We start from the raw sequence: 19,166 nt of genomic DNA, 5'->3' as shown, positions 1-19,166 counted from the left end.
AGGCCAGTGCTATTAGAAGCAACAAAGACAAAGGCGCTGATCGCGTCCCACGGTATTCAGGTGAGGCATGGGTTGTGTGTCGTAGTGATTCACTGGGATTATCATTCGCCTCCTGTCTTTGCGGCAGCCTCTTGCTTGGAGGGCTGCGCGAGGTTCGCACTGTTGTTGATGGCCGCCGGTTGCGAGGCGGAGTAGAGCAATGCGTTGAAGAGGAACTTATAGGTGACTTCAGAGATGGCGCGATATTGCGGCCGGAATCCGAAGAGGATCAGGTGGCCCTTGCCGACGTTCTGCTGCGCGATCACAGAGGTCCCTTTGAGGAGGTTGCCTCCGAGGATCCAGCCGCTGAGGAGCGGTGCGTCGGTGTTGAACGAAGCGATGGACTGAGCCTCGCCATTCACGCGGAAGATGGGGCCGTTCTCGTAAAAGATGGGCACCGTCGGAGTCGAGCCAAAGGCGATTGGGTTGTTGGGATCGACTGAGACCTGAAGGATTGAGCCGGGGATATAGAACTGACGACGATCGATGGTGTCGAGTGCGTTCTCGATGACGCCACCTTTTTTCGCGTAGACCTCGGAGGCACGGTTGAAAGTGATGATCGTTCCGCCATCGTTCGTGAAGGCATTGAGCGCGGAGACACCGTCGGGGCCGAGGCCACCGGTGAACTCGGGTGGGGTCGGCGGTGGGGGAGTGGCTCCCTCGCCAGCCGGTCCTCTACGAACACGAGCTGTGCCTTCTGCACCTCCGGCTCTTGCAGTAGCCTGTGTATTGTTTGCCGTTGGGGCCGCCGGGCCTTCCCCTTCGCCAAAGCCGCGGCTACCTGAGGTGATGGCGCGTCCCGAGTTATCGGGGAGGATGATTACATCGAATCGCCGGTGCAGGTCACCTTTGCGCACGTCCGCGTCCACCAAGCGGATATACGGGATGTGGTTCTGATCGAAGATGAAGCGGGTCCAACCCTCGTCCATGGAAGCTACCCAGCTTTGATAGAGACCGATGCGAGGCAGGTGCAAGACGAGTGCATTGCCCGCTGGTGCGGAGGACGCGGGCTTGATGTCGAGAGAGAAGTCGGCAGCCAGCTTGCTTAGCTTTGCGTCGATGCCCGGCTGGGAGGGGACATAGATCGTGCCGGGCGTGGGCGAAGAGGTGAGCCGGTAGACCTGCACCTTCTGCGCCAGCAGGGAGAAGACCGCGTACAGGCTGGAGTTGGTGGTATCGGCAATAAAATAGCCGGTAGATGAGTGGCCTTCGAAGTGTCCCGGAGTGGGCTTGGCCGTAGTGACAGGTTGAGTAGAGGCATCGAACTTGTCTTTGGCCTCGACCGCATTGACGCCGAAGAGCAGAGGCAGTGTCTGCGCGGTGACATCATAGGGACGCTGCAGCGGACCACCGGGATATTGCGCGATGTTGGGGTAGTGCTGGATCTCGAGAACGCTCTTGGCAAATGCGGCGAAGGGCTGGCCGAGCGGAACGATATAGCTACCTGCGCCGAACTGCTGTCCATTTGCAGTGAACGGAGTTGTTGCGCGCTGGACTTCGACATCGGCGGTACGCAACGTGTTGACGAGTCGTGCCGTGACGACGGGGTCGGTCTGCTCCGCGGGGATAATCCAGGCATAGGGCTGACCGGCAGAACGAGTTACTGCGTGCTGACCAATGGTGTAGAAGTTGTTGAGATAGCGCTCGCGGAAGGTAGCAGCGTTATAGGCGATTGAGAAGAAGGCGTCGTGCTGATAGTCGACGATGTCGCCGAGACGCCACCAACCACCCTTCCAGGGATTGGGGAAGTTCCACGCCGCTACCTTCGCGTCGTATCCAATGCCGCGGCCGAGCCGCTCATAGGGAATGTTAACGGGCGTAGCGATGTTCGCACTTGCTGACTCGGTGAGGATGCGAAGCCCGTTGTGCAGCGAGATGTAGTCGCGCAGGGGAGACCAGAAGTCGTAGACGCCATAAGAGAGCACGCCCGTCTTGCCAGTACCGGCGATGTCCAGTGCCGTGTTGGCTCCCAATGCGTTGATCGACGAGATGAGCAGGGGATCGATGTTGGGGTCGAAGGGATCCACGAACGGAGGCACGTAGATGCGCGCCGCATCCTCTCCCTGCTGATGCATGTCGTAGAGGATCTCGGGATGCCAGCGATTGAGGACTTTTTCGGTGGTCAGTTGGGTCTCGACTTGTGTGAAGGTGGCCCAGTCGCGATTGTCGTCGTGGCCGGTGTAGTGATGCCAGATGACGACCGGCTGCGTGCCCTCGTACGGTGTGCCGAGGTACTTCTTGTACCAGTCGACGACGAGTTGCTCGCCATCGGGGTTTTGCGATGGCACAAGTATGATGATGACGTTGTGCAGGATCGACTGAATGCGCGGTGTGTTCCCGGTCGCGAGTTCATACGCAAACTGAGCGACACTCTGCGAGCTGGCTATCTCCGTAGAGTGGATGTTCGCGGTGACAGCGAGGATGGTCTTTCCCTCAGCGACGAGCTTCTTCGCCTCTTCCGGCGAAGTAATACGCGGGTCAGCCAACCTGCGCTGAATGTCAAGATAGTGATCCAGGTGGGACAGATTCTCCGGTGCGGAGATGGTGACTGCAACGAAGGGCCGGCCCTCCGTGGTCTTTCCCAGTTCCTCGTAGCGAATGCGATCACTCTCGCTTGCAAGCTTCTTGTAGTAGGCGGTGAGTTGGTTCCAATCGGCGAGCTTGCGATCTGCTCCAAGCTTGAATCCAAACGCTTCTTCCGGAGTGGTGACGTGCTTCTGTGCAAGGCTAGGAACTGCGGCAGACAACAGCAGGAGCGTTGCGATGAATGTTTTCATTGCTTCCTCGTAGAACTTAAAGAGTGATCGAATCGGGGAGACGACGACCTACGCTAAGAGTGACTGCAGCCACGCACAACACGTCTCGGGGACGGCGTCAGGACCGGTACAGGCAGGTTTTTATCGACAGGAGAGAGAGAGGAAGAGATGGAAAGGGCAACAGCGCTGGAGGAGCGCCTGCGTCGCCGCATTTGAATAAGCATTCTTCATCTCGATGAGCCAGACGATATCAGATATCAAGTCCAGAGTGCAACGGGCAGACGAAACCTCTCGCGGTAGAGGTTTGGTCGCTTCCGTCTAGATTCTGGTGGCTTCGATTAGCCAGAGGGCAAGGTGGTGCGTCACGTCACCGAGGGCATGAAGGCGAGCGCGAAGCCCGGAACGGACCTCCAAGCCCCGGCGCGCCCTGCGGACTTCGTCGTGAACGTTTCGCAGCTGGGGAAGGGAAAGAAACTGCGCATCAGTGCGTGACTCAGCGTCGGGCGGGATGGGCTCTATGGACGTTGCGCCCGGCACGCGATGGAGACGCTTTTCGCGCGAAGCTGGCGAGCCGGAGTCCAGAAGCTGGCTAGATACGTCATACTGGAAACGTCGTGACCAACAGGCGCCTCAATCCGAAGGCCAGCATGGCCGTGTCCTTGTCCCTGAAGATGAGGAAGTGGGTTGGCGTCTTCGCGGTCTTCCTGGGCCTCATGGTCCAGACGGCACATACGCATCGGGGCGAGAACACCGTTACGCCGCAGGGCAAGGGGCATGCACTCCTTGCTGCGGCAGGAACGAGCTCTGATCTCTGCCCGCTTTGCGTAGCGATGCACTCGGCGAGCCCTGCAGAGGCTGCCAGGCTGCCTGTGCCACCACAGGAGACCTCTGCGCTGCTGGTTGTAACGCGTGGACGATTCATCGCTGCGCCGACGGCGTACACGCACTTCAGCAAGCCCCCACCTAACTCCACTCGATAAAGACAGCTGTTCCCTTGTTCCTGCACCGGTTGTAGTGGTGCGGAGCATCCTGCGCACTCACCGGCGTCGTGTCGATGAGCGCCTTGTCGTCTCTTCTTGACTGGAGGTTATCGTGCAAATTACGCATACGTTGCGTACGTTCATCAGATTTTTCTTTGTGGGTCTTCTGGCTCTCGTTCCATTGGCAACCGCTGTGGGCCAGACCAACTCAAGTGTTGTGAAGGGAAGTGTCTCGGATCCGACGGGTGCTAAGGTACCCAACGCGAAGGTAGTCCTCATCAATCCGGTGAGTGGCTTCTCGCGTTCTGCAACGACGGACCCGGAGGGAAACTTCGCTTTCTATAACGTACCCTTCGACTCCTATACCGTCACCGCGACGGCGCAGGGGTTCGGTTACTCCCGAGCGGAGGTCAACGTTATCTCCAGTGTTCCGGTGTTTGCGGAACTCCATGTGAAGGCGGCGGAAACGGAGACGGTGGAAGTAGAGGCCGCAGCCGGGCCGATCTCGGAGACCTCTCCCACGTACCACACGGATGTCGATCGCTCGTTGATCGATCATCTGCCGATAGAGAGTCCGTCGAGCGCGCTAAGCTCCATCGTGACATTGGCGTCGCCCGGTGTAGCGGCTGACTCCAACGGCCTCATGCATGGTCTGGGCGATCACAATGAGGACTCGTTCAGTGTCGATGGCGAGCCAATCTCCGATCAGCAGAGCAAGGTCTTCTCCAACCAGCTTCCTGCTGCGGCCGTTCAGTTGTTGCAGGTCATCGACGGAGCTCCTCCGGTGGAGTATGGCGACAAGACCTCACTGGTTATTGCAGTGACGACCCGATCGGGGCAGGGCATCACGAAGCCCACGGGCGGCGTGCATGCAGCGTATGGCACCTTCGGGAGCACCAGCGTCGGCTTCGACTACGCGCAAGGTGGCCGCAACTGGGGCAACTTCATCGCCGTAGATGGGCTGCAGACGGGCCGTTTTCTCGATGCGCCAGAGTTTGTGGTCTTCCATGACAAGGGCAACGAAGAAAACGTCTTCGATCGGGTCGACTTCAACCTGAGCCAACGCGACTCGGTTCATCTTAACTTCCAGTACACACACTCGTGGTTTCAGACGCCGAACGACTACGAGAACCTCGGCGTCGTGGATCAGTTTGGCAATCCGGTGAGCGATACAGATCAGCGTTCGAAGATCGGAACCGTCAACTTCTCGCCGACGTTCACGCACGTCATCAGCCCTGAGTCCGTGGTCAACTTCGGTGTATTCGTTCGGCGCGACGCCTACAACTACTATCCGAGCAACAATCCGCTCGCGGATTATGCTGTCGATCAGCAGCAGGAGAGCGTGAGCCAGGCTCGCTCTTTGACCAACATCGGCGTGCGCACGGACTACTCGTATGTGCATGGCATCCACAACGTCAAGGTGGGCGGCGTCTATCAGCAGACCTTCCTGCGGGAAAACGATCACATCGGCATCGTCGATCCGACGCTGGTGTCTGGTCTCGGATGCCCGGATCCTACCAATTCAGCCTGTGGCATCCTCGCTCCGTATGATTTGACGGCGGGAGGAAGCTACTATCATTGGTCGGGCCGCACCGATGTGAAGCAGGTCGCTCTCTATGGGGAAGACTCGATCTCACTGCGGAACTTTCAAGCGAACTTCGGTCTGCGTGGTGACTTCTACAACGGCTTGGCGGTCCAGCGCCAGGCGGAGCCGCGCGCCGGTGTCTCCTACAACATCAAGCAGAGCGGCACCGTGCTGCGCGTCTCGTATGCCCGCACCCAGGAGACACCCTTTAACGAGAACCTCGTGCTGTCCTCGACGGGATGTGCGAACCCTGTGCTCTACAACATCTTTGCCACACTCTCCGCGGGCAGCTGCGCGACCGAGGCGGCGACGCCGTTCAATCCTGGCTTCCGTAATGAATTTCACGCGGGCTTTACGCAGTCTGCAGGACGCCATCTTGTCTTTACGCTCGAGTACCTGACGAAGTACACGCATAACGCGTATGACTTCAGTGTGCTGGGCACGACGCCGATCACCTTCCCGATCGAGTGGCACAACTCGAAGATCCCTGGCTATGCGATGAGCGCCTCGCTCACGAATGTGAAGGGATTGTCGATCCGGTTCAACGGCTCGTCGGTCTCGGCGCGCTTCTTCAATCCTGAGGTCGGCGGTGTCGGCGCGACCCCGAACACCCCCGGATCCAACGCTCCCTTCCGCATCGACCACGACGAGCACTTCAACGAGACGACACACGTGGAGTACACGATGCCATTCCGCAAGAGCCTGTACACGTCGTTTAACTGGCGATATGACACCGGCCTCGTTGCGGGTGCGGCGCCTTGCTACAACGTGACGGATCCGAACAGCGCCTGCTCCGGTACCTCCATCACGATCAATGGGCAGCCATATGTGGATCTCAGTGGTCTCAGTCCTGACCAGCAGTTTCAGGCTGGACTGGTGTGCAACGGAGTGAAGGCCACGCCGACGCTCGGGACGGGTGCTGCAGTCGGGGGGAATTCTGAGGTTTGCCTCGCATCGCAGTTGACCTCGAAACTCATTGTGATCCCGCCCCCAGGCACGGAAGACGATGACAGGAGCCCGCAGCGTATTCAACCTCGCACGGTCTTTGACCTAGCGCTGGGCGATAGCAACATCGTTCATTTTGGCGAAGGCGAACGGTACAGGTTCAGCGCAAGCGTGACGGCGATTAACATCGCCAACAAATATGCGCTGTATAACTTCCTGTCCACGTTCTCCGGAACCCATTACCTCACACCTCGCACCGTCACCGCCGAAGTGGCATTCCATTTCTGATCCCACCACAGGCCTGGCACCGGGACGATCTGGGCGTCAGGCCGGCGAGGTGATGTGATGCGAAACATATTGCGCTCCCGGCAGTCGCTGTGGCGTGCCTTCCTGCGGACTCCCGCAGGAAGGCAGCTGCTGCGCGACGGGGTTGTTCCGCGGCCTTCTTCGTCGCGGCGCAGGAAGCCGATCGTATCTCCCGAAGAGAAACTGATGCTCCTTGTGTGGATCGTCCTATGTCTGCTCGGCCTGGCGTTGGGAGCATGGTTTGGTGAGGCGAGCGGCAGAGACCGCTGGATCGATGATGATCGAAAGGCGATGTCCAGCCCGTTGATTGTTCGAGGCGAGCAGCTCTCAGGATATCGCCGGTCAGGAGGACGGGTTGTAGTGATTCGCCTCGTCGGCGAGGGGCCTTAGGCAAGTCGCGAACGCCGGTGACGTTGGTGATCATACGCAGCGGCAACGCTATTTCATGGCTGCCGCGGTGATCGCGATCACACAATGCTCACCTCTTGGCCCCCATGAGTTTGCGAGCTCGGTGTGTGCAGGCCCGACCATTCCGTGAGCCAACGGCTATGTAGCCATTTTGCCGAGTAGGCTATCCTTGATGTATGCCAGCGACCGAGGATCTTCAGTTTCCTCCGGCATTCACCGCGGAGACCGAGCCCGGCTTTACGGGCAAGGCGCCGTTCGAATCCTGGGGACGCTACCCGAATTACAACGCCAACGTGATCCCGCTTCATTGGCAGGGCGACTATCCGCGTGTGATCGACGGCGTGCATCACGGCGTTCTGCCCGTGGGCATGGGCCGCAGCTATGGAGACGTGTGCCTGCTGAAGGATGGCACGCTGGTTAAGACGACCTCGATGAACCGGCTGCTGGCCTTTGACGCAGAGACGGGTCTGCTGACCGCGGAGTCCGGCATCACTCTCGCGGAGATTCTGGACTTCTGTGTGCCACGGGGCTTTTTCGTCCCGGTGACTCCCGGGACAAAGTACGTTACGCTCGGCGGCGCGATTGCCAACGACATCCACGGCAAGAACCATGAGGCTGCAGGCTCGTTTGGGAACCATGTGCCAGCGTTCGAGCTGGTGCGCTCCGACGGCACGCGCATGCTGTGCACGCCGACGGAGAACCCCGACTTTTACGCTGCGACGATCGGCGGTATGGGGCTGACGGGACTGATCAGCTGGGCGCAGCTGAAGCTCAAGCCCATCGTGTCGCGGCTCATTGATTATGAAGGCATCCAGTTTCACGGGATCGATGAGTTCGTCGCCATTAAGAAGCAGTACGCAAATGTGGAGTACAGTGTCTCGTGGCTCGACTGCGTGTCGACGGGGAAGAACTTTGCGCGGGGCGTCTACATGCTGGGAGAGCATGCGAAAGAGCCGGGTGAGTTGAAGCCCAGCCCCGAGCCGAAGCTCGTGTTCCCGATGAACGCTCCAGGCTTCCTGCTGAACAAGCTCTCGATCAGCGCATTTAACACGGCATTCTTCCATAAACAGATCAAGAGCCATGTAAAGACGAAGCAGGACTACGAGCCCTTCTTCTACCCGCTGGATAAGGTGCTGCATTGGAACCGCATGTACGGCCAGCGCGGCTTTGTGCAATTCCAGTTCGCGCTGCCGTGGCAGACGAGCAAGGAAGGCACTATTGCGATGTTGAGAGAGATCACCAAGTCCGGCCTTGCAAGCTTTCTTGCGGTGTTGAAGACGTTCGGCGATGTGCCTTCGGTGGGTATGATGAGCTTCCCGATGCCCGGCTTTATGTTCGCCCTGGACTTCCCGATCAAGCCCGGCATCACGATGCCGCTGATGCAGCGGCTCGGCGACATGACGAAGGAATACGGCGGCCGGTTGTACTCGGCAAAAGACGCCTGTATGACTCCGGACCAGTTCCAGGCTTTTTATCCGCAGTGGGAGAAGTTCGCACGCTTCAAGGATCCTGCGATCACGTCGAGCTTCTGGGAGCGCGTGGTGGGTGCAAGCTACACGGGACGCACGGTAAGGACGGTCGGCCGATGAGCGCGGCGAATCCCGCTAACCCAACGCATCCTCTGCAGATCGCCAGACGTCCTTCGATGACCTCCGGAACACCGAAACGCATCCTTGTGCTGGGCGCGACCTCGGGCATCGCTGAGGCTTGTATCCGGCGTTGGGCTGCGCGTGGCGACTTGCTGTATCTCGTTGCCCGCAGTCCGGGGAGACTCGGTGTGGTGGCGGACGATGCCCGTGTGCGCGGCGCGTCTTATGTGGATAGCGAGGTGGCTGACCTCGATGATACTGCTGCACACCCACAGATGCTGGCGCATGCTATCAACTCGTTGGGCGGGCTGGATGTGGCGTTCATCGCGGTGGGTACGATGGGCGAGCAGGCGCAGTCGGAGCGCAGCTTCGAGGATGCGGCCGCTGTACTGCATAACAACTTCATTGCGCCGGCGAGCCTGCTGACCTGGCTGGCGAACTACTGCGCGCAGCGGCACACTGGCACCCTCGCGGTGATCTCTTCCGTGGCTGGCGAGCGTGGGCGGAAGTCGAACTATGTGTATGGCTCAGCGAAGGCAGGCTTGACGGCATTTCTGAGCGGACTGCGCAATCGTATCGATCGCGAGGGCGTGCGGGTGCTGACCATTCTCCCTGGCCCGGTGAAGACGGCGATGACTGAGAGTATGAAGGGCAGTGACAAGTTCGCCGACGTGAACAAGGTTGCGGCGAGCATTGTGAGTTCCATCGATAAGGGCGGCGATGTCCTCTATGTCCCGGGCATCTGGCGGATCATTATGGCCGTCATTAAGCTCATCCCGGAGACAGTGTTCAAGAAGCTGAGTCTGGGCGCGGAGTAGTGCAATACTATCCAGCTGTTGCCGGGGCGCGGCCCCTGAGACGTAGGTCAATGATCAAGTGCTACGGGAAACGATGATGTCGCAGCCACACCGGCCCTGCCAGCTATGGTTGAGGCTTGTGCCTCGCTAGAGATTGAGGGCGCGGTTTCTTCGAGGGGAACCCGTTCTGTCAGACAAGCAAACGTTCGCGTCATGTCAGCGAATCCCGATACCGTGGTATCCTCGGACGCAGGCAATCAAACCTGCGACAGATTGAGCGATGAAAATCTTGGAGTGTCTGGACTCAAGAGATGGCGCAGTCAGGTGGTCGAATGGGTGGTTTCTGCTGAGTCGTCGAGATGGACATCGTTGAGGATTTGCGGGATTTTCTTCGGGGCGGCTTCCAGGGGGTGGTGGTGCGGAAGGTTTCTCGTCAATATTTTCCGGTCACTTTAGGGTTTTGCGGCGAAAGTTACTTGCTCATCGTTGCATTTTATGATTCGTTCTTCTATGAGATGGGCGTGAGCGCCATGCGATATAACTCTTCGGTTTTGCGCAATTTCGTGTATCAAGGCGCCATGAACTTGTCAGGCGCGTGCGGCGTAAGTTTTTGCACTTAAATCGGCCCATCTGACATATATCAAGGCTCACAAAATCATGGCCATCATAGAATTTCCCACATATCAATTTTTGGGTGTGAAGGTTCAGCCTCTCACGAAGGCCGAACTATTGGGGGTTTTCGATGTGATCATGGCCTCTGATCTGGAAAATTGCATCGTAGGCAACCATAATCTGCATAGCCTTTACCTGGTGCATCGCGAGCAGGCGATGCGCGATTTCTACGGTAGAGCTCTCTATACCCATGTCGATGGCATCTCGATTATCTTGCTAGCCAAGTTGTTGAGGGTGCCCCTGCGGCGCACACACCGCAATGGGTATCTCGACTGGATCGTGGATTTCCTTCGAATGGCGGCAGAGAGATCCTGGCGAATCTACTTTTTGGGGGGGCCACCCGAGATGTCTGAGAACGTCCCCGCCCGTCTTGGTTTGCTGTTTCCCGGACTGCAAGTGCGTAGCCATCATGGTTTTGATGCGTTTACCCCGGACACGACCGTCTGGGAAGAGATCGAAGAGTTTGGCCCACAAATCATTTTGGTTGGCATGGGGATGCCAAGGCAAGAACGATGGATCCTCGAGGCGACAACTCGGATCCACTCCAGGCTCCTTCTTCCATGCGGCGCCACGGTTGAATACCTTATGCATTTCCAAAAGCCGGCACCTCGTTGGCTGGGCCCGATCGGCCTGGAATGGCTCTATCGTCTTGTCACGCGGCCACGGAGTTTATATCGCAGATATCTTCTAGAGCCTCTTACTTTGATCCCAATCATCTTGCGGGAAATGATTACGAGGAAGGCCCAAGATGATTGATGAAGTTCGATCTGGGCCTTTGGTGTCTGTAGTCATCCCGACGCGCAATCGCGCCGACTTGGCGTGTCGAGCCGTTCGCAGCGTTTCAGCTCAGACTTATACGAATATCGAGATCATTGTTGTCGTGGATGGACCTGATCCGGCGTCGGTAGAGGCTCTGACTGCCCTGGGGATAGATAGGCTGCACATCGTCGCGCTGGAACAGAACGTCGGGGGAAGTGAAGCCCGTAACGTGGGCGTAAGGAATGCTGGCGGGGACTGGATCGCATTCCTGGATGACGATGACGAGTGGTTTGTATCAAAGCTTGAAAAGCAGCTTGAAACTGCCTTGGCGATGTCAAGCCGGCTGGTCTTTGTGGGAAGCCAATTTATTCAGAGGGATAACTACGGGGACCGGATTCTTCCCGTGTTCGCGCCTATCGCGTCGGAAGCATTCTCTGAATACCTTCTCGGTCGTACAAGGAATTTAGGAGCCGGTGGCTATGTCCAGACCTCCACTTGGCTCGTTTCCGGGGAACTTGCGCGATCTGTAGAGTTTGCGAGGAATCTCAAGCGTAACCAAGACATAGACTGGATGCTGCATGCCGTTGAAGGCAAGAAAGCTGCCTTCCAAGTAGTGATGGAGCCACTCGCAATTTTCCATTCGGAGCAGCAAGAGGGCAGGATAAGCAAGAAACCGGACTGGCGCTTTCACTATGAGTGGGCGTTACTGAACAGAAAATATATGACCCCGCGAGCCCTGGCCTATTTTCTTTCGACGGTCTGCGCTGTAGACGCGGCTAAGCAGGGCGAATCGATTTCAGCTTTTTCGAAGATCTTGTCTACGATTGTACGAGCCAATGCTTTATCGCCCCGCTGCCTCGTTTGCCTTCTCTACTACATTACCGTCCCTGAACGAGCCCGGACTAAGGTCAGACTTGCAGTTTCTAACGGTCGGCGGCGACCAGTTGGCAGGGGGGCTCTATAATGCGTGTCGCTGTTGTAGTGCCATGGTATTTCGCGAATGGTGGTGCCGAAAAGGTGGATGGCGTCCTAGGCGAAATGTTTCCCCAAGCGGACTTTTATGCGCTATTTTTCAAGGATCAAGGAATTCCCGCGAAGCTTGTAGGCAGAAAAATTCATGGATCATATCTGCAGCGGATACCAATGATCGAGAAAATCTATCGCCCACTTCTCTTCACATATCCCTATGCCGTCGAATCTCTCGACTTGCGGGGTTATGATCTCGTGATCACTTCGGACTGGGCGTGTGTTAAGGGTGTTATTACGGATCCTACGACGCGTCACATTTGCTATTGCCACAGCCCGATGCGCCACGTGTGGGATTTGTACCGGACCTATCTAGAGGACCTCTCCGCCTGGCAAAGACCGTTTTACGCCATGACGGCGCGAAGACTCCGGCAGTATGACTTTGAAGCATCCCAGCGGGTTGAATCGTATATAGCAAATTCCAAATATATAGCTGATCGCATCCGGCATTACTACAGAAGAGACTCAACGGTCATCTATCCGCCAGTAGAAACGCGCGACGGCTATATTTCCGAAACGGTTGGCGACTATTATCTCTCTGTGGGTCGGTTGAATCGTACAAAGCGTATTGACCTCCTCATTGAAGCCTGCAACAGGTTGCAACGCAGGCTCGTCGTGTCTGGTTGGGGACCCGAAGAACAGTCGCTGAAAGCTCTAGCCGGCCCGACAATTGAGTTTGTCGGGCGGGTTCCAGACCTTCAATTGCGGGATCTCTATGCGAATTGCCGTGCGCTATTGTTTGCTGCGAATGAAGATTTTGGAATTGTTCCTGTAGAGGCGCAATCATATGGACGTCCCGTGATCGCATTCGGATACGGAGGTTCACTTGAAACTGTGCGGGTGAATCACCCGGAGGGCCTTCCCGATACAGGGATCTATTTTGCTGATCAAACTGCTGGTGCCGTGGTCGACGCGATTTGCCGTTTTGAAGACATCGAGAGCGAGTTCCTTCCGCAGCAGATTCGAGAACATGCATGCGAATTCGATACATCTGTATTTGTAAGTGCAATGCGGAGATACATCGATGATGTGTTGCGGACGCCGAAGCGGTCGATGGAGTTGCGATCGTAAAATGAGGTTGTTCCTGACCTCATATCTTGCTATCGCGGTGCGGCTATTTGGCACCCCATGGCCTTTTGGACCGGAAGGTATTGTCCTCTTTCTCTTCGAGGAGGAGGTTCTACCGCTCAGGGCTGCCACCAAGATGACCGAGTGAAAAGCGCAATCTAAGGTCGGTAGACACCTAAGTCTCAGAGATTGGATCTTGACGTGGATTTTACGAAAAGAACTTGGCATTCTATCCTCTCGTCGCTCCGGAGGCGTCAGAGGGAATTTGTCGAATCCGCGATACTGCCGTGGCCCCGGATGCTCGTTCTTTATCTAAATAATCACTTCGGAAAGACGCGCATCACGGAAGACGGGAGCTCGATCACTCTATCAATCACGACAAGACCGGACCGTCTGGCAAGCGTGTTCTTCGTATTCGAGGCTATAGCGCAGGGGACGATTCGCCCGTCACGAGCTATCCTCTGGATCGACGATCCGTCGGCGTTCGCGGCGTTGCCGCAGTCCTTGATCCGTCTTCAGAAGCGGGGGCTCGAAATCATTTTCACCGACAATTTCGGCCCACACACAAAGTACTTTCCCTACGTGATGTCTCTTGGTCATCATGAGATGCCTCTAGTGACCGGAGATGATGACCAGCTATACCCACGTCGGTGGCTTGAGGGACTTGCTGCAGCGTATAGTCAGTCGCCGGAATACGTGCATTGTCATCTTGCGAAGGTCGTGCGCCTGGATGAGAGCGGCGGCGTGCGGCCGTATGAGGAATGGCCTAAATGCCGGTCGGAGCATGCGAGCTTCGATCACATAGCCCTCGGCGTTTCCGGCGTGATCTATCCGCCGGAACTACTGAACTCACTTCGTAACGCGGGAGATGTATTCAGAATCTATTGCCCGAAGGCGGACGACGTCTGGCTGCACGTGCAGGCGATTCGAGCGGGGTATAGGATCCGGCAACTGGCTTCGACGCCGGGGGAGTTTCTTCCAGTCGCGGGATCGCAGCGTGTGGCGCTCTGGCGTCAAAACGTTGTGGGCGGGGGAAATAACTGGCAGATTAGAGCTACTTATACCCCAAGTGATCTCGCGAAGATACGATGGGGCGCTGAAGAAAAGGAACATGGACGACGGACTTCGATGTGAAGACCCTTGTGCTCCCGAACACCTGTGCAAGGGGAAAAGATTTCAAAAAAATCGCGTTCGTGTGAATCACCAGCAGGATCGAGGGAGGAGTCATCGTCCAGGGCTAGTTCTGAGGCTCATGAAACCGCTTCGCTCGACCTTTTCGAGATTCGCTACGGCGTACAGCGTGAGGAGTAATCCGACCCCTGGGCTATATGAGAGAAGTGACATGGCAAAACTCACGATAAGAATCACAACAATCATATGAATAAAAACCTTGAGGTGTTCGAGCGAGTAACTCATGAGGGCGCGGAAGCTAAATAGAAACGCGGAAAGCGGTATGGGAAGAAAAAGCAGCAAGCCAATGATCCCATAAGTCACGGTGGCGTCTAGATAGGAGTTGTGCGCGCTTGTCACCTCGAACCCCACGCGTGCAACTACATCCCAGGCTCGCGGCGTAGTCCAGACGCCGTACGTGCCATAGCCCAGCCATGGTCGTCTGGATATAAGCAACAACGTACCGTCCCAGATAGCACTTCTGCCAGTAAGTGTACGATCCCGGCCAAACAAGGCCAGCACACTGTCCAGGTTTTCGTAGGACAAAATCGCGAGCGTTCCCAGGATCGACGTCATCCCGACGACCATTGAGAATCGTGATTTGGGGTCGAAGGCCGCAATAAACTTGACGCCGACGGAAAGCAAGACAACGATGACAATGGCGATCCATGACTCACGGCTGTTTGACCGGAATGAGAGGAACATCGCCAAGGCGAATAACGACCATCGCCAAAACCTCTCCAAACCCGACGTCGGCACGACGCCGAGACAGAGCGCCACGGCTAACGCGGTGTTCAATCCGAGTTCATTCTTCTGCCGGAACATGCCTCTCCATGATCCGAGGTTCGCAAGGTTACCTTCCGAACTGGTCTCTACACCGAAACCATGCACGTGAACGATTAGGAAAGACGCTACGAGTAGAAGGGTATAAGCCCACATCAGCAACCGTGTGAGCTCAGATGGAGTAAAGCGGTCGAGGAGATAGTTGAAATAAAGAAAGACGCAAATGCTCGATATCGCTGGAGAATAGGTCGTGCTGAGGGGAGACGCATCCCATGTGAGACTTAACAAAGTCCAGAGAAGATAAATCGCCCCCAATTTACAAGTCAACAATTCCCAATGAATTCGGCTTCGATTACTGATGAATGCAAGGATCGAGCATAACCAGAACACTGAAAGTACGATCTGATCTACGACGTGTCGCCGCTCGAGGCCGAAGATTGTGATGGAACCGTTCATCGCGAAAAGGCAAAGAATCCCAATATTGACGCATTCCTCTGTGGAGAGCGAACTGCTGAGAACGCGATCGCGCAGCTGACTCGATGTGCGAAGCGGAACTGGGACTGCCTGCACCTTGTCTTGAAATGTTGCCTGCATAACCGCATTGTACGCTACTGTCGTCTCCCGAATGCGGGGGAGGGCCCGTCAGAAAGGGGGTTCCCATGCTCTTGGCTCATAGAGAATATGGAGGAGTCAAAGACGGAGACCGCAATGAGAGTTGGGGGCATCAAACGAAGTGGTGGGGCCCGTCCCGGATACCGAACGACGCGTCAGAGAGTTTTGTAGAGCTCTATCGACGGCTGGCAAGGTCCCGGTCGCGGCAGTTGGATGGACTGCGTCTGAGTTCAGCCGTCGGCGCGCTGTCGCGATAGACTAGGCGGGAAGGCGATTTGCGATTCTGGCCACGCTCCTCAAACCGGAGCCGCGCGCCGAGCGGCGTTGGAGACCAATGATGCTACCCTCACGATTCTTTCGCATCGCACTCGTGACGCTTGTCGTCTGGTACGGTGTCGGCCTGGCCGAATGTCAATCGAGCGGCTCCACGACAGTCCCTATGTCAGGGTTCCGGACCGCTCATCCGCGTCTGATCATAACGGATGGCGATCTCGTGGCTATTAAGCGGGCTATAGGAAGCGATTCTTTTGCGAGGTCACAGTTCACCTTCATCCAGGCGAAGGGGCAAGACATGTTACGAACCTCGCCGATGACTTACAAGCTCGGTGGTGAAGAACACACATTATTGGGTCTTGCTCGGATTGTGGAAGACCGTATTCTCACATTAGGTGGCTTGTACCGTCTCACGGGTGATCGTCGCTACGCCGACCGGGCCATCCAGGAGATGCTAGCGGCTGCTAACTTTCCAGATTGGAATCCGCAGCATTTCCTGGACACAGCAGAGATGACTGCTGCGCTAGGGATAGGCTACGACTGGTTGTATTCCGTGCTCACCCCCGCGCAACGAGACACGATCCGTCATGCGGTGCAGAGCAAGGGGCTGGCGCCGTTTCTCAGCGAGCTCCCCGCGGGCAAGCTGCAGTTCATCAATAGTTCGAACTGGGGCGACGTCTGTTATGGCGGCGAGACACTTGGGGCTTTGGGGATCGCTGAGCCGAACGACGCCGCATCCATGGCTTCCGCGCAACAAATTCTTGGGTATGCCCGCACTGGATTTGCGCAGGTCATGCAGCTCTATAGCCCAGACGGAGGTTTCGATGAGGGGCCCGTCTATTGGTACTACGCGACTATCTACAATTCACTTTATCTAGCAGCTCTTGACTCTGCGCTCGGAAGCGACTTTGGTCAGGACCATGCGGCGGGCTTTTCCCTTACTGGCACATTTCGTGAGCAATCGGTCGGCCCTAGCTATCAGCTGGCGAACTTTGGGGACGCGGATCAAGCCCCGATTCCAGCAGCTCAAATGTTTTGGATGGCTCGGCACTTCAACCGCCCTGACTATGCGGCATCGGAGAAGGGCACGCAGGAATATATCCGGACCGCGATGGCCAAGAATCCGTTCTGGGATAGCGCTCGATTTGATGTTTTCTGTCTCTTCTGGTACTCGCTTGGATCGCACTCTGGTACAGCCGCGGGTTCGCCCCTGTACCAGACGTTTCAGCGAATCGGACAAGGTTTCATTCGCTCGTCCTGGACGGATAGGTTTGCATGGTACGTCGCGTTCAAGGGAGGTGACGCGCGGGCTGTCCATGGTCATCTAGATCTTGGGTCATTCATACTGGAAGGTCTGGGTGAGAGATGGGGGGTGGATCCGGGTAAGGACAGTTATGCTATTCCCGCGTCACGTAGCTGGAGGCCTCGTACTGAGGCTCATAACACCCTGACGATAGGGAATCAGAATGAAGATGCAAATGCCAAAGCTGCTATCTCTCCAATTCAGAAACACGGTGACAAGACATTTTCTATTATTAACTTGGACGACGCCTATAAGTCTCAATTGAGACACTGGCAGCGGGGGGTTGCACTTCTTTCTGGCGGACAGTTCCTGGTTCAGGACGAAGTTCAACCGGTGTCCAAGGCCGACGTCGTATGGCACTTTCATACTTACGCCACGGTTGTCTTAAGTTCTGATGCTCGGACAGCAACCTTGGTTGAGGCTGGGCGTTCCATCAAAATACATCTGCTGACGCCGTCCATGCGATTTTCGCGAGAATTCCCTCAGACGACGCCTCCGCAGTACCCCGTGACAGGCATGACTGATCTGGTCATCCAGCTACCGGATGTAACGGTACCCACAACGATCGCCGCTCTTTTCTCGTCGCCCACCGGATCTGGAGCCGCAGACGTGAAACCACTCACTAAGTGGTAGAGTCGCGCAGTCACTCGCACGTCGAGAATTGGCGGACGGTCATCGCGAGGCGATCGTCTTCAACTATTCCTGGATGGCTGTTCGGAGACTTCCGTAGTCGACTGGGCATCCTTCCGGAGAACGAACTGTAATAGAGTCCAATTCGCCACGACCAACAGCCCATCGGTGAGGAGACTTGCCCAGGCAGCGCCGTACCATCCATAACGAGGAATGAGCCAGACGTTCATTCCGCAATTCATGGTGGCCGCTATCACTTGAGAAGTCGTTCGGTATTTCTGAAGCCCCGCTGCCGTCAACGCAAAGCCTGTGATCTGGTGAATTCCGCGAAAGAAGGGGATCAAGCAGAGCCATCGAACGGCATGCACGCTGTCGGAAAACCCTCGGCCAACAATATGAGGGATGAGCGGAGCTGTCACGAAGATTGCCAGTGACAGAGATGCTCCAAGAGGGATCGTTCGCTTGAGCAGCCGGTTCGTCACTTCTGACGTTGCTCTCACTCCCTGCTGACCTTCACGAAATAGCTTAGGCATGGTGGCGAGTTGAATAGAGCTTATGGGAATTGTGGCAATATCAATGACGCGGTAGGCCATCGTATAGATGCCGTTTGCGTAATTCATGCCATAGTGACTCAGCAGCGTCTTGTCGATGTCGTTATAGACGCCAGTTGTAGATGCCGCAAACGAGTACCCAATGCCTTCTGCTCCATGTTTCAGTGAAAGTCGCAGATCAAGGCGCGGTCGCCCCAGGAGAACGGTCACAGTCGTAATTGCGATAAACATCGAAATGAGTGAAACCGCCGTTGAGGCCACAGACCACTGCCATGCGGTGGCTCGATGCATGACAAGAATCATTCCGCCGGCTGCAATGACCCGCATGAGATTTGTGAGCAGATTCAAGCCTGCAGTAAACCGCAGTTTTTCGAACGCTTGGAAGACTCGCCCCGTTTCACCTGTGACTTGGGCGCAGATGCAGTTTGATATGGCGGCCAGCGGAAGCAGGGTGGCGCTACGGGCGTTCAGAAAATGAGGCCCGAGGAACGAGAGTACGATCGTCATGGTGGTGCCGACTGTTACAGTGACGAAGAGTAAGTTTCCCCAGTAGACCGCGAATTTCGTCGGCTCACCCGAAACATAGCGGAGGAGCACCATTCCAGAGCCAAGGGTGGTGTAAAGCGATACCAGCATCGCGAGAGCAAAGGCTCCGCCATACACGCCGTATTCCACGGCTCCCAGCAACCGCGCCAGAATGACAAAATAGCCAGCTTGCAATAGGACTGACGTACCTTGTCCGGCCGCCATCCAAACTGTGTTCCGACCAGTGGTGGTTCCTAGAAGGCGCTTCCATTCACGCAGCAAGATATTCATGCGGGAGATGAACCAAGGATGAACACATGATTCAGAAACAAAAAAAAGAACCCCGCTCGCTGAGAGGCTAGCTTCTGTGCAGCCGTGACCATGATTGT

At 56.4% G+C, this 19,166-nt stretch carries 13 protein-coding genes; 10 read left to right on the top strand and 3 right to left on the bottom strand.

Annotated elements, in window-relative coordinates; all coding sequences use genetic code 11:
* Positions 1-101: 101 nt before the first annotated feature.
* Positions 102-2,816, bottom strand: a complete 2,715-nt coding sequence (locus tag AC5E6W_RS13020) for a M14 family zinc carboxypeptidase (RefSeq protein ID WP_491752741.1) — start codon at positions 2,814-2,816, stop codon at positions 102-104.
* A 593-nt stretch (positions 2,817-3,409) separates the two neighbouring features.
* On the opposite strand from AC5E6W_RS13020, the gene AC5E6W_RS13015 reads away from it, so the two are divergent.
* The 9 genes from AC5E6W_RS13015 to AC5E6W_RS12975 all read left to right on the top strand — a co-directional run bounded on the left by AC5E6W_RS13015 (position 3,410) and on the right by AC5E6W_RS12975 (position 14,064).
* The gene (locus AC5E6W_RS13015; RefSeq protein ID WP_491752740.1) at positions 3,410-3,775 is read left to right on the top strand and encodes a hypothetical protein; all 366 of its coding nucleotides are present in this window, start codon (positions 3,410-3,412) and stop codon (positions 3,773-3,775) included.
* A gap of 112 nt (positions 3,776-3,887) precedes the next feature.
* A complete protein-coding gene (locus tag AC5E6W_RS13010) occupies positions 3,888-6,593 on the top strand; it encodes a TonB-dependent receptor (RefSeq protein ID WP_491752739.1) in 2,706 nt (901 codons plus the stop codon).
* Between the two features lie 602 nt (positions 6,594-7,195).
* On the top strand, positions 7,196-8,608 hold the full coding sequence (locus tag AC5E6W_RS13005) for an FAD-binding oxidoreductase (protein ID WP_491752738.1): 1,413 nt from the start codon (positions 7,196-7,198) through the stop codon (positions 8,606-8,608).
* Positions 8,605-9,426 carry an SDR family oxidoreductase gene (locus tag AC5E6W_RS13000; protein ID WP_491752737.1) on the top strand — a complete coding sequence of 274 codons (822 nt, stop codon included), beginning with the start codon at positions 8,605-8,607 and terminating at the stop codon, positions 9,424-9,426. Before AC5E6W_RS13005 ends, AC5E6W_RS13000 begins: the two co-directional genes overlap by 4 nt.
* 338 nt (positions 9,427-9,764) lie before the next feature.
* Positions 9,765-10,025 carry a hypothetical protein gene (locus AC5E6W_RS12995; protein ID WP_491752736.1) on the top strand — a complete coding sequence of 87 codons (261 nt, stop codon included), beginning with the start codon at positions 9,765-9,767 and terminating at the stop codon, positions 10,023-10,025.
* A 37-nt stretch (positions 10,026-10,062) separates the two neighbouring features.
* Positions 10,063-10,833 (top strand): WecB/TagA/CpsF family glycosyltransferase, encoded by a 771-nt coding sequence (locus AC5E6W_RS12990; protein ID WP_491752735.1) that lies wholly within the window; start codon positions 10,063-10,065, stop codon positions 10,831-10,833.
* Entirely contained in the window at positions 10,826-11,800 is a 975-nt protein-coding gene (locus AC5E6W_RS12985) for a glycosyltransferase family 2 protein (protein WP_491752734.1), read from the top strand. The genes AC5E6W_RS12990 and AC5E6W_RS12985 overlap by 8 nt, the downstream gene beginning before the upstream one ends.
* Positions 11,800-12,933, top strand: coding sequence for a glycosyltransferase (locus AC5E6W_RS12980; RefSeq protein ID WP_491752733.1), 1,134 nt, complete (start codon positions 11,800-11,802; stop codon positions 12,931-12,933). The genes AC5E6W_RS12985 and AC5E6W_RS12980 overlap by 1 nt, the downstream gene beginning before the upstream one ends.
* 294 nt (positions 12,934-13,227) lie before the next feature.
* Entirely contained in the window at positions 13,228-14,064 is an 837-nt protein-coding gene (locus AC5E6W_RS12975; protein WP_491752732.1) for a hypothetical protein, read from the top strand.
* A 90-nt stretch (positions 14,065-14,154) separates the two neighbouring features.
* On the opposite strand, the gene AC5E6W_RS12970 is transcribed toward AC5E6W_RS12975, so the two are convergent.
* Entirely contained in the window at positions 14,155-15,477 is a 1,323-nt protein-coding gene (locus tag AC5E6W_RS12970; protein ID WP_491752731.1) for an O-antigen ligase family protein, read from the bottom strand.
* A 352-nt stretch (positions 15,478-15,829) separates the two neighbouring features.
* On the opposite strand from AC5E6W_RS12970, the gene AC5E6W_RS12965 reads away from it, so the two are divergent.
* Positions 15,830-17,704 (top strand): heparinase II/III domain-containing protein, encoded by a 1,875-nt coding sequence (locus tag AC5E6W_RS12965; protein ID WP_491752730.1) that lies wholly within the window; start codon positions 15,830-15,832, stop codon positions 17,702-17,704.
* A 59-nt stretch (positions 17,705-17,763) separates the two neighbouring features.
* On the opposite strand, the gene AC5E6W_RS12960 is transcribed toward AC5E6W_RS12965, so the two are convergent.
* Positions 17,764-19,068 (bottom strand): oligosaccharide flippase family protein, encoded by a 1,305-nt coding sequence (locus AC5E6W_RS12960; protein ID WP_491752729.1) that lies wholly within the window; start codon positions 19,066-19,068, stop codon positions 17,764-17,766.
* Positions 19,069-19,166: the final 98 nt, after the last annotated feature.

The organism is Bryocella sp. (assembly GCF_058498515.1).
This window is presented reverse-complemented; position numbering and strand designations above follow the sequence as displayed.